Consider the following 11,693-nt stretch of genomic DNA (forward strand, 5'->3'; position numbering starts at 1 on the left):
GCCTATCAGTCACCCAATATGTCGACTGACAAACCGCCATCGCGGGCAAGCCCGCTCCCACAGTTGATCTCTATCGTTTCGACACTCGGACTACAGCGCTACTGGCGCCCGCTCGCACAGCGTATTAAGCGCCACCGCCCACTGCGGCTCATCGTTCAAGCACGGCACCAACACCAACTCCTCGCCCCCTGCCTCGCGGAACTGCTCCAGCCCGCGATCACCAATTTCTTCCAGCGTCTCAATGCAGTCCGCTACAAACGCCGGGCACATCACCAGCAGCTTTTTCACGCCTTGCTGGGCCAAGGTCTCCAGGCGGGCCTCGGTGTAGGGTTCGATCCACTTGGCACGGCCCAGCCGTGACTGGAACGCCACCGACCACTTGCCCTCCGGCAAGCCCATGCGCGCGGCAAAGTCGCGCGCCACGCTGAAGCACTGGGCGCGGTAGCAGGTGGCAAGCACCTCGGGCGAAGCGTTCTTGCAGCAGTCAGCATCCTTGAAGCAATGCTGGCCTGTGGGGTCGAGTTTTTTCAGATGGCGCTCAGGCAACCCATGGAAGCTCAGCAACAAGTGATCGAATTCCTGTGCCACGTACGGCCGGGCGCTGGCGACCAAGGCGTCGAGGTATTCCGGCTGATCGTAGAACGGCTGCAAGATAGAAAACTGCACGTTAAGCTTCTTGTCGCGGACCACACGCTTGGCTTCTTCGATCACCGTGGTCACGGTGCTGTCAGCGAACTGCGGATACAACGGCGCCAGGGTGACTTTTTGAATGCCTTGAGCCGCGAGGCGCGTGAGGGTGGTTTCAAGCGACGGCTCGCCGTAGCGCATCGCCAGCTCCACCGGGCCGTGTGTCCACTGCTGGGTCATTTGCGCTTGCAAGCGACGGCTCAGGACCACAAGCGGCGAACCCTCTTCCCACCAGATCGAGGCGTAGGCATGCGCCGATTGCTCAGGGCGCTTGATCAGGATCAGCGACACCAGCAAGCGCCGCACCGGCCACGGCAGGTCGATCACATAAGGGTCCATCAGGAACTGATTAAGGTAGCTGCGCACATCGGCCACCGAAGTGGACGCCGGTGAACCCAGGTTGACCAGTAACAACGCGTGATCCGTCATGCAACATCCTATGGCTAGAGGCGGCTGGACAAGTCTTCCAGTGCCGCGTGCAACTCAGTGAACTGAAAAGTGAAACCGGCGGCCAGCAACCGTTCGGGGACGGCCTTCTGCCCGCCCAGCAACAACCCGGACAACTCGCCCAGGCCGACCTTCAAGGCAAACGCCGGCATCGGCATGAACGCTGGGCGGTGCAGCACCTGGCCCAAGGTGTTGGCAAACTCGCGATTACGTACCGGGTGTGGCGCGCAGGCATTATAAGGACCACTGGTGTCGCCGTTGTGCAGAAGAAAATCAATCAGGGCGATTTGATCTTTGATATGGACCCACGGCATCCACTGCCGACCATTGCCGATCGGCCCGCCCAGCCCCAGTTTGAACGGCAGCAGCAGGCGCGACAAAAAGCCGCCCTTGGCCGCCAACACCAGGCCAGTGCGCACCAGCACCACGCGGGTGCCGAAGGCTTCGGCGCGCAACGCGGTTTCTTCCCAGGCGATGCACAGTTGGCTGGGGAAATCATCCTGCACCGGGCCACTGGCTTCGGTCAGTTCGCGCTCGCCGCCGTCGCCATACCAGCCTACTGCAGAGCCGGAAATCAACACCGCCGGCTTTTGCGCCAGGCCTTGCATCCAAGCCAGCAAGGTTTCGGTGTGGCCGATGCGGCTGCTCCACAGCAATGCCTTGCGCTTTTTGGTCCATGGGCGATCGGCAATCGGCGCGCCCGCCAGGTTGACCACCGCATCCACCGTGCCGATCACGTCTTGCAAGCGGCCAACACCGAGCACCTCGGCACCGCACCATTTGGCCACGGTATCCGGCTCGCGGCTCCACACGGTCAGGCGATGCCCTTGGGCAAGCCAGTGCAGACAGAGTTGGCGACCGATCAAGCCCGTACCGCCGGTCAGCAAAATATGCATGGGTTTCTCCTCATGTAACGTTTGCCGCCCATCGCTAGTCTATTTTATAAGCATGGATCTTTTGTAAGTGGGCGTTACGTTGGTTTCAGAGGCCGGTTCAGGCCTCCTTCTTAACCCCTCACCCTTAACCTTAGGTCACGCCGTTAGAACAGGTACGCCAAAACTTATACCAAAAAACAATATTGTACAGCTATGGGTGTCGGCGTAGTCTGTACCCAAAGGTAAAACGAGGCCCCCAATGACTGTTCCCATCGCGATCATCGGCACCGGCATCGCCGGTCTTTCCGCCGCCCGAGCGTTACGAGACGCGGGGCACGTTGTACAACTCTTCGATAAAAGCCGTGGCAGTGGTGGCCGCATGTCCAGCAAGCGCAGCGATGCCGGCGCGTTGGACATGGGCGCACAATACTTCACGGCCCGCGACCGGCGCTTCGTCAACGAAGTACAGCGCTGGCAAAGCAACGGCTGGGCCGAACAGTGGAAACCGCAGCTGTACAACTTCAAGTCCGGCCAGCTCACGCCCTCCCCCGACGAGCAGATCCGCTGGGTCGGCACGCCGCGCATGAGCGCCATTACCCGCGCACTGCTTGACGACTTGCCGGTTGAGTTCGGTTGCCGCATCACCGAAGTGTTCCAAGGCAAGCAGCACTGGAACCTGCTGGACGCCGACGGCGGCAATCATGGCCCGTTCAGCCACGTAGTCATTGCCACGCCGGCGCCCCAGGCCACCGCCCTGCTGGCCGCTGCGCCCAAGCTTGCAAGTGCGGCCGCCGGGGTGAAGATGGACCCCACCTGGGCCGTCGCGCTGGCCTTTGACACGCCGCTGGATACGCCGATGCAAGGCTGCTTTGTGCAAGACAGCCCGCTCGACTGGCTGGCGCGCAACCGCAGTAAACCCGGGCGTGACGCCACCCTCGACACCTGGGTGTTGCATGCCACCAGCGCCTGGAGCAAGGCCAATCTCGACTTGCCCAAAGAGGCGGTGATCGAACACCTGCACGGCGCCTTCGCCGAACTGCTGCACAGCGCCATGCCCGCACCGTCCTTTAGCCTGGCCCATCGCTGGCTTTACGCCAGGCCGTCGGAGCGGCATGAATTTGGCGTGCTGGCCGACGCCGACCTGGGCTTGTATGTGTGTGGTGACTGGTGCCTGTCCGGGCGGGTCGAAGGCGCGTGGCTCAGCGGCCAGGAGGCCGCACGCCGCCTGATCGAACACCTGCAATGAACCGCCTCAACCCGACGAAATTGCTGTTGTCGAAGTGGACAGCAGCACGCCCGCGCAACAAGGAAAAACACTTCCTCGTCACCGAACTGTTCCGTGATGACGAAGGCACCGTGCTCGAAATCGAGCTGCAAGCGGTCATGACCCGCCGCGCCGAACGCCTCCCGTGGCAAACCCTGCAAAATGCCGAAGACTGGCGCATGGGTTGGAAATAGCGGGCGCTGAAAATACTTATACAAACAATTTGACTTGTACAGCATCAAACCTATGATGAGATTTAATTGTACAGAGTTATAAATCTGTATAGGAATTTCGCAGAGGGTTGAGCATGTCCAGCAGCGCAAAACCGAAGATCGCCATCAGTGCCTGCCTGCTCGGCGAGAACGTGCGCTTTAACGGCGGACACAAACAATCCCTGCTGTGCAGCCAAACGCTCGCCGACTATTTCGACTTCGTGCCGTTGTGCCCCGAAGTGGCGATCGGCATGGGCATCCCCCGCGAACCGATTCGCCTGGTGGGCGACCCTGCCCACCCGCAGGCGGTCGGCACCGTGCACCGTGACCTCAATGTGACGCAGCCATTGGATGCTTACGGCCAGCAGATGGCTGTGGAACACACAGACCTGTGCGGCTACATCTTCATGCAGAAGTCGCCGTCGTGCGGGCTGGAGCGGGTCAAGGTCTACCGCGACAACGGCACGCCCGTTGATGGCGGCGGGCGCGGCATTTATGCCCAGGCGTTTTGCGCACGCCACCCCAACCTGCCGGTGGAAGAAGACGGCCGGTTGAATGACCCGGTGCTGCGCGAGAACTTCCTCACCCGCGTGTTCGTGTACGCCAGCTGGCAAGAATTGCTGGCTGAGGGCATCACCCGTCACCGCCTTTTGGCGTTCCACGCGCGCTACAAATACCTGCTGATGGCCCACAGCCCTGTGCATTACAAAAGCCTTGGCCACCTGCTGGGCAGCATGGGCAAGAGCATCAACCTGGATGAACTGGCCGCCGGCTATTTCAGCGAGTTGATGACCGGCCTGAAAAAGTGCGCCACACGCGGCACCCACACCAATGTGCTGCAACACATCAGCGGCTACCTCAAACAAGCCATCAGCGCCGAGGACAAGCAGGAAATGCAAACCGTCATCGGCCAATACCGCACCGGCATCGTGCCGCTGGTGGTGCCGCTGACCTTGCTCAAACATCACTTTCGCCAACACCCGGACCGCTACATCGCGCAGCAGGCGTACCTGCAGCCGCACCCGGAAAACCTCAGCCTGCGTAATGCGATCTAGACCATGACACCTGCCCTGCAAGACGACCCTGTCGAAGACATCGCCCAAGCCATCGAAGACGGCTGGCTGCCGATTCGCGAAGTGGCGCGCCAGACCGGCGTCAACGCCGTGACCCTGCGCGCCTGGGAGCGCCGTTATGGCCTGATCGTGCCCCAGCGCACGCCCAAGGGCCATCGGCTGTTCAGCGCCGAACATGTACAACGCATCCACACCATTCTGACCTGGCTCAACCGTGGTGTGCCGGTCAGCCAGGTCAAAGGCTTGATCGATTCCGCCCAGGCCAGCCCCGACAGCGTCGAAAATGAATGGCATGTGCTGCGTCATAAACTGCTCACCGCAATCAGCGAATTGGCCGAACGCCGGGTCGACGACCTGTTCAACCAGGCCATGGCGCTGTACCCGCCGCGCACCTTGTGTGAGCAATTGATGCTGCCGCTGCTCAACGCGCTGGAGCAACGCTGGCAGGGCCAGTTCGGCGCGCAAATGGAGCGAGTGTTTTTTCTGTCCTGGCTGCGCAGCAAGTTCGGCGCGCGCATTTACCACAACAACCGCCAGCTCCAGGGCGCGCCGTTGCTGCTGGTCAACCAGTCAGACGTGCCCCTGGAGCCACACCTGTGGCTTAGCGCCTGGCTGGCCAGCAGCGCCGACTGCCCCGTGGAGGTTTTTGATTGGCCTTTGCCGACCGGCGAACTGGCCCTGGCCGTGGAACACCTGCAACCGCGTGCGGTGCTGCTGTACTCAAGCAAAGCCCTCCACTTGTCGGCACTCGGCAAACTGTTGGGCGGCATCAGTTGCCCAATTTTGATTGCCGGACCAACGGTATGCATCCACCAGGACGAGTTAGCCGTATTAACCCGTGACACTCCTGAATTGTTCGTGGCCGAAGACCCCTTGTCAGCCCACCAGTTACTGATCCAGCGTGGAATTGTCTAAATGCATTTGATCTGGCTGCGCACCGACTTGCGCCTACACGACAACACCGCCCTCGCCGCCGCCTGCCAGCGCGGCCCGGTTGCCGCCGTGTACCTGATCACGCCGCAGCAATGGCTGGCCCATGATGATGCACCCTGCAAAGTCGATTTCTGGCTGCGTAACCTCAAGCACCTGAGCCAGGCCCTTGGCGAACTGAACATTCCCTTGCTGATTCGCACCGCCGACACCTGGGACCAGGCGCCCGCCGTGCTGGGCAAACTGTGCCGGGAACTGTCAGTGGAGTCGGTGCACGTCAACGAGGAATACGGCATCCACGAGAGCCGTCGCGATGTGGCCGTGGCCAACGCCCTGGAGGCTGACGGTGTGACGTTCCACAGTTACCTCGACCAACTGTTTTTCCAACCCGGCAGCGTGCTGACCAAAACCGGCACTTACTTTCAGGTGTTCAGTCAGTTCCGCAAGGTCTGCTACAGCCGCCTGCACAGCGCCTTGCCGCGCCTGGTGGCCACGCCGCAACAACAGGCACCGCAGGATGTGCACAGCGACGCCATCCCGGATCAGGTCGACGGTTTCGCGCCGCCCAGCGAGACCTTGCGCGCTTTCTGGCCCGCCGGTGAAGAAGAAGCCCGGCGTCGCCTTGACGCCTTCGCCGACCAACAGATCAGCTACTACAAAGACGAACGCGACTTCCCGGCCAAACCCGGCACCAGCCAGCTCTCGGCCTACCTCGCCGCCGGTGTGGTTTCGCCGCGCCAGTGCCTGCACGCCGCCCTGCAAACCAACCAGGGCGAGTTCGAAAGCGGCGATATCGGCGCCATCACCTGGATCAACGAGTTGCTGTGGCGCGAGTTCTATAAACACATTCTGGTCGGTTACCCACGGGTCTCACGCCACCGTGCGTTCCGCCCCGAAACCGAGGCACTGGCCTGGCGCGATGCGCCCAAGGACTTGGCCGCCTGGCAGCAAGCGCGCACCGGCCTGCCGATCATTGACGCAGCCATGCGCCAACTGCTGGAAACCGGTTGGATGCACAATCGCCTGCGCATGGTGGTGGCGATGTTTTTGACCAAGAACCTGCTGATCGACTGGCGCGAAGGCGAGCGCTTCTTTATGCGCCACTTGATCGACGGCGACCTGGCCGCCAACAACGGCGGCTGGCAGTGGAGTTCGTCCACCGGCACCGACGCGGCACCGTACTTCCGGATTTTCAGCCCGTTGAGCCAGTCGGAAAAGTTCGACAGCGAAGGGGTGTTCATCAAGCACTGGCTGCCAGAGTTGGCGGCGCTGAACAAAAAAGAAGTGCACAACCCCGAAGCCGCCGGTGGCCTGTTCGGCGCGGCAGATTACCCACGCTCGATTGTCGACCTGAAAAAATCCCGCGAGCGCGCCCTCGCCGCCTTCCGCAACCTGCCTTCACGCCAGGAGGTCGCCGAACATGAGTGACTTCCTGCACCGGTTCGCCCAAGCCTTTACCACGCTGGACAAGCACAACCTGCACCTGCTCGACAGCTTGTACAGCCAGGACATTGCCTTCACCGATCCGCTGCACGAAGTGCATGGGCTGCCCGCTTTGCGCGGTTACTTCACCGAGATGTACAGCAACATCAGCCAGTTGCGTTTTGACTTCCATGGCTTCGACCAGGTCGCCGAAGGTGAAGGCTACCTGCGCTGGAAAATGAGTTTTTGCCACCCGCGCCTGGCCAATGGCAAGGTAATCCGGGTGGAAGGTTGCTCGCACCTGATGTGGCGCGACAAGGTCTACCGCCATCGCGATTATTTCGATGCGGGCGCGTTGCTCTATGAACACTTACCGGTAGTCGGCCGTGTGGTCAGTTGGCTAAAAAGGAGAATGGGATGAGCCTTGTACCGCCCCGCCGTTATTGGTTGACCGGCGCCAGCAGTGGCATCGGTGCCGCACTGGCCGTCGAACTGCTCAACAGTGGCGCGCATGTGGCGCTCAGCTCGCGCAGCAAAGGCCCGCTGGAAGCGTTCGCCCAGCGTTATCCAGGCCAAGTGCTGGTGGTAGCCGGCGACCTGACCAACAGCCAGACCGTGCGCGAGATCGGCGAACGCATCGGCGAGGTCTGGGGTTCATTGGACACGGTGATCCTCAACGCCGGCACCTGTGAGTATGTCGACGCCCGGCAATTCGACTCCTCCATCGTCGAGCACGTGGTGCGCACCAACCTGCTTGCCAGCAGCTATTGCATCGAAGCTGCACTGCCGCTGTTGCGCAAAGGGCTCACCCCACATCTGGTCGGCGTTGCGAGCGCCGTGACCTACCTGCCAATGCCACGCGCCGAAGCCTATGGCGCGTCCAAGGCCGGGCTGCGTTACCTGTTCGAATCGCTGCGCATCAGCCTGTCGCCGGAGAACATCGACGTCACGGTGATCAGCCCCGGCTTTGTCGACACCCCGCTGACCGAACGCAATGATTTCCCGATGCCGCTGAGCTGGTCCGCCGAAAAGGCTGCCAGGCATATCTTCGCCAAATTGGAAAAGCGCCCGCTGGAAATCGCCTTCCCGGCGATGTTTATCGCCACCTTGTGGCCATTGTCGAAACTGCCCAACCGCGCGCAACTGATTATCGGCAAACGCATGCTGCGCAGCCCGCCACCGAAGAAGGACGACCTGTGAAGATCGCCATCATCGGCAGCGGTATCGCCGGGCTGACCAGCGCTTACCTGCTCAGCCGGCGCCACGACATCACGCTGTTTGAGGCGGGCGAGCGCATTGGCGGGCACACTCACACGGTCAACGTCACGGTCAAAGGTAAACTCTATGCCGTGGACACCGGTTTTATCGTGTTCAACGACTGGACCTACCCTAATTTCATCCGTCTGCTCGGGCAGATTGGCGTGACCTTCAAGCCCACCGAAATGAGCTTTTCGGTGTGCGACCAGAACGCAGGTTTCGAGTACAACGGTAATAACCTCAACAGCCTGTTTGCCCAGCGCCGCAATATTCTCTCGCCGGGATTCTGGGGCATGTTGCGCGACATTCTGCGCTTTAATCGCCAGGCACCGCTGGACCTGCAAGAGCAACGCATCAGCGCCGATATGACCCTGGGCGACTACCTCGAAGCCGGGGGTTATGGCCCACGCTTTATCCGCCATTACATCGTGCCGATGGGCGCGGCGATCTGGTCGATGTCGCTGGCGGACATGCTCGGTTTTCCGTTGCAATTCTTTGTGCGGTTCTTCAAGAACCACGGGTTGCTATCGGTGAGCAATCGGCCGCAATGGTGCGTGATCGAAGGCGGTTCCAGCAGTTATATCGAACCTTTGACCCGCAGTTTTCGCGAGCAGATCCGCCTCAATTGCCCTGTGGATAAAGTCGAACGCACAGGCGACGGCGTGGTTATCCACAGCCTCGCCGGCAGCGAGACCTTTGACCGCGTGGTGTTCGCCTGTCACAGCGACCAGGCCCTGGCGTTGCTGGCCGACCCGAGCCAGGCTGAGCAGGACATTCTTGGTGCCCTGCCCTACGCCGACAATGACGTGGTGCTGCACACCGACACGCGCCTGCTGCCCGATCGCAAACTGGCCTGGGCCAGCTGGAATTATCGCCTGAGCGGCAGCGCGCAAACCCAGGCGGCCGTCACTTACGACATGAACATCCTGCAAGGCATCCACAGCGACACCACCTTTTGCGTCAGCCTCAACCAGACGCCGATGATCAACCCGCTGAAGATCCTCGCGCGCTACACCTATGCGCATCCGCAATACAGCCTGGCGGCAGTGGCCGCACAAAACCGCTGGGAAGAATTGCACGGTGCGCGGCACACCTTTTACTGCGGCGCCTACTGGGCCAACGGTTTTCATGAAGACGGCGTGAGCAGCGCATTACGCGTGGCCCAGGCCTTTGGCGAAACCCTATGAACAGCGCCCTGTACAGCGGCTGGATCGCCCATCGCCGGTTTGCGCCCAAGGCCCACGCCTTTCGCTACCGCATCGGCCTGCTGTACCTGGACTTGAGCGAACAAGACGAAGTGCTCGGCCTATCACCCCTGGCCGGCAACAGCCGCCTGGCGCCCTTCGGCTTTCGCCAGCAGGACTACCTGCGTGAATTCACGCGTCACGGCATGAGCTTGAGCGATGCCGTGCGCCAGGAAGTCGGCAAGGCACTGGGGCGCGAGCCCCGGGGCGTTATCTGCCTACTGACCCAGGCCCGCAGTTGGGGCCTGGCTTTTAACCCGGTGAGTTTCTTCTACTGCTTCGAGGCCGACGGGCAACTGGCCGCGATCCTGTGTGAAGTAACCAACACCCCGTGGCGCGAGCGTTACCACTATGTGTTGCCGGCCCAGGCGATCGGCGCCGAAGAACACCAACACTTCGCCGTGGCCAAGGCGTTCCATGTGTCGCCGTTTTTACCCCGCGACCTGGAATACCGCATGAGTTTCAGCCCGCCGGCCGACAGGCTTGGTGTGCACATGGCCGATTGGCAGGGCACGCAAAAAGTCTTCGACGCCACCTTGAGTCTGCAAAAAGAAACGCTGACCCGCGCCAGCCTGCACCGTTACCTGTGGCGCTTCCCGTGGATGACCGCCAAGACCTGCCTGGCGATTTACTGGCAAGCCATGCGCCTGTTACTCAAACGCACACCGATTTTTTCCCATCAGGCCGCCGATGGCGCCTCTCGCACCGCAGTCGGGTATACCAAGGATCGCCGCCATGAAATCCCCTAGCTTATCGGTCAAGACCAACCGCCTGAACGTCAACGGCGTGACCAGTGCGCTGTTGCGCAAAGGTGTGCTGCGCCAGCTCAGCCAACTGCGCCACGGCCAGTTGGTAGTGATTGAAGAGGGTGAACGCCAGGTGTTCGGCGCACGCGAAGCGCATCTGTTGGGCGAAATCCAGATCCACGATTCGGCGGTCTGGGGCTTGGTGGCCGCCAATGGTTCGATCGGCGCCGGCGAGGCGTTTATCCACGGTTACTGGAGCAGCCCGGACCTCACCGCCGTGGTGCGTGTGATGGTCAGCAACCTTGATGTGCTTGACGCAATGGAAGGCGGCCTGGCGCGCTTGGCGCGACCGTTCACCCAAGGCCTGCACTGGCTTAACCGCAACACCCGCAAGGGCTCGCAGAAAAATATCGCCGCCCACTATGACCTGGGCAACGACCTGTTCGAGGAATTCCTCGACCCGACCATGATGTATTCGGCGGCGCAGTTCCTGACGCCCGACGACAGCCTGGAACAGGCGCAGTTGAACAAGCTGGAACGCATCTGCCAGAAGCTTGCGCTCAAACCCACTGACCATTTGCTCGAAATCGGCACCGGCTGGGGCAGCATGGCGTTGTATGCGGCGCAGCACTATGGCTGCAAGGTCACCACCACGACCTTGTCCAAAGAACAGTTTGCCTACACCGAAAAACGCATCGAGGCCTTGGGCCTCAAGGATCAGGTGAAGCTGCTGCTGCAAGATTATCGCGACCTGACCGGTCAGTACGACAAGCTGGTGTCCATCGAGATGATCGAAGCGGTCGGCCATCGCTTCCTGCCCACCTACTTCAAGCAATGCGCGCACCTGCTCAAAAGCGACGGCCTGATGCTGCTGCAAGCCATCACCATTCGTGAGCAGCGTTTTGAGCAGGCCAAGAACAGCGTCGACTTTATCCAGCGCTATATTTTCCCCGGTGGCGCCCTGCCTTCCGTGCAGAACATGTTGCAGATCGTCAGCCGCGACACCGACATGAACCTGCTGCACATGGAAGACTTCGGCTTGCACTACGCGCGCACCTTGCGCCTGTGGCATGAGAACTTCCGTCGCGCCCATGGCCGCCTTGCCGAGTTGGGCTACGATGAATACTTCCTGCGTCTGTGGGAATTCTACTTGTGCTACTGCGAAGGTGGGTTTATGGAGCGAACGATCGGTACCGCGCAGTTGCTGCTGGCCAAGCCTGCGGCGATCAACCCGCCGTTGCTCGGGCGTTTCAGTGCTTAAAACGCTGGCCAATGCCGTGCTGTTCCAGTGCGGTTGGTTTGCCTGTGTGCTGGGCGGTGACACCCGTTGGTTATGGGTGGGCGCTGGTGTGCTGGTCATCCACCTGCTGTGGACAAGCTCATGGTCTGAAGACGGCCAAGTGCTCCTGGCCGTGACCCTTTTGGGTACCGTAGTCGATACCTCGTTGCGTACCTTTGGCGTGTTTCACTTCGGTTTTCCAGGGCCGCTGATTCCCTTTTGGCTAATCATGCTATGGGCACTGCTCGCCACCACGC

General features: G+C 61.1%; 13 protein-coding genes. 11 read left to right on the plus strand and 2 right to left on the minus strand.

The features are described from left to right. Positions 1-90 precede the first annotated feature (90 nt). Together hemH and FEM54_RS12565 are read right to left on the minus strand one after the other, a co-directional pair. Complete coding sequence (gene hemH / locus FEM54_RS12560; protein ID WP_138451169.1) at positions 91-1,116, minus strand: ferrochelatase; 1,026 nt, start codon at positions 1,114-1,116, stop codon at positions 91-93. A gap of 14 nt (positions 1,117-1,130) precedes the next feature. Beyond that, positions 1,131-2,030: a TIGR01777 family oxidoreductase gene (locus tag FEM54_RS12565; RefSeq protein WP_017137620.1), complete on the minus strand. Its 900-nt coding sequence runs from the start codon at positions 2,028-2,030 to the stop codon at positions 1,131-1,133. A 238-nt stretch (positions 2,031-2,268) separates the two neighbouring features. Here FEM54_RS12565 and FEM54_RS12570 point away from each other — a divergent pair, with 238 nt between their 5' ends. The 11 genes from FEM54_RS12570 to FEM54_RS12620 all read left to right on the plus strand — a co-directional run. Beyond that, complete coding sequence (locus FEM54_RS12570) at positions 2,269-3,255, plus strand: NAD(P)/FAD-dependent oxidoreductase (RefSeq protein WP_017137621.1); 987 nt, start codon at positions 2,269-2,271, stop codon at positions 3,253-3,255. Next, a complete protein-coding gene (locus tag FEM54_RS12575; protein ID WP_017137622.1) occupies positions 3,252-3,467 on the plus strand; it encodes a TIGR02450 family Trp-rich protein in 216 nt (71 codons plus the stop codon). The genes FEM54_RS12570 and FEM54_RS12575 overlap by 4 nt, the downstream gene beginning before the upstream one ends. 113 nt (positions 3,468-3,580) lie before the next feature. Beyond that, on the plus strand, positions 3,581-4,540 hold the full coding sequence (locus FEM54_RS12580) for a YbgA family protein (protein ID WP_017137623.1): 960 nt from the start codon (positions 3,581-3,583) through the stop codon (positions 4,538-4,540). Positions 4,541-4,543: 3 nt separating this feature from the next. Beyond that, entirely contained in the window at positions 4,544-5,473 is a 930-nt protein-coding gene (locus tag FEM54_RS12585) for a MerR family transcriptional regulator (protein ID WP_017137624.1), read from the plus strand. Further along, on the plus strand, positions 5,474-6,916 hold the full coding sequence (phrB, locus tag FEM54_RS12590) for a deoxyribodipyrimidine photo-lyase (protein WP_017137625.1): 1,443 nt from the start codon (positions 5,474-5,476) through the stop codon (positions 6,914-6,916). It begins immediately after the preceding gene. Next, a complete protein-coding gene (locus FEM54_RS12595; protein ID WP_017137626.1) occupies positions 6,909-7,331 on the plus strand; it encodes a nuclear transport factor 2 family protein in 423 nt (140 codons plus the stop codon). Before phrB ends, FEM54_RS12595 begins: the two co-directional genes overlap by 8 nt. Beyond that, entirely contained in the window at positions 7,328-8,110 is a 783-nt protein-coding gene (locus tag FEM54_RS12600; RefSeq protein WP_017137627.1) for an SDR family NAD(P)-dependent oxidoreductase, read from the plus strand. The genes FEM54_RS12595 and FEM54_RS12600 overlap by 4 nt, the downstream gene beginning before the upstream one ends. Further along, positions 8,107-9,354 (plus strand): NAD(P)/FAD-dependent oxidoreductase, encoded by a 1,248-nt coding sequence (locus tag FEM54_RS12605; RefSeq protein ID WP_017137628.1) that lies wholly within the window; start codon positions 8,107-8,109, stop codon positions 9,352-9,354. The genes FEM54_RS12600 and FEM54_RS12605 overlap by 4 nt, the downstream gene beginning before the upstream one ends. After that, entirely contained in the window at positions 9,351-10,160 is an 810-nt protein-coding gene (locus FEM54_RS12610; RefSeq protein WP_138451171.1) for a DUF1365 domain-containing protein, read from the plus strand. Before FEM54_RS12605 ends, FEM54_RS12610 begins: the two co-directional genes overlap by 4 nt. Further along, complete coding sequence (locus FEM54_RS12615) at positions 10,147-11,418, plus strand: SAM-dependent methyltransferase (protein ID WP_099549226.1); 1,272 nt, start codon at positions 10,147-10,149, stop codon at positions 11,416-11,418. Before FEM54_RS12610 ends, FEM54_RS12615 begins: the two co-directional genes overlap by 14 nt. After that, positions 11,411-11,693, plus strand: a 283-nt coding sequence (locus FEM54_RS12620) for a DUF2878 domain-containing protein (RefSeq protein WP_138451172.1), incomplete at its 3' end; no start/stop codon positions are given. The genes FEM54_RS12615 and FEM54_RS12620, both read left to right, overlap by 8 nt.

The sequence above is a fragment of the Pseudomonas edaphica genome (genome assembly GCF_005863185.1).
GTDB lineage: Bacteria > Pseudomonadota > Gammaproteobacteria > Pseudomonadales > Pseudomonadaceae > Aquipseudomonas > Aquipseudomonas edaphica.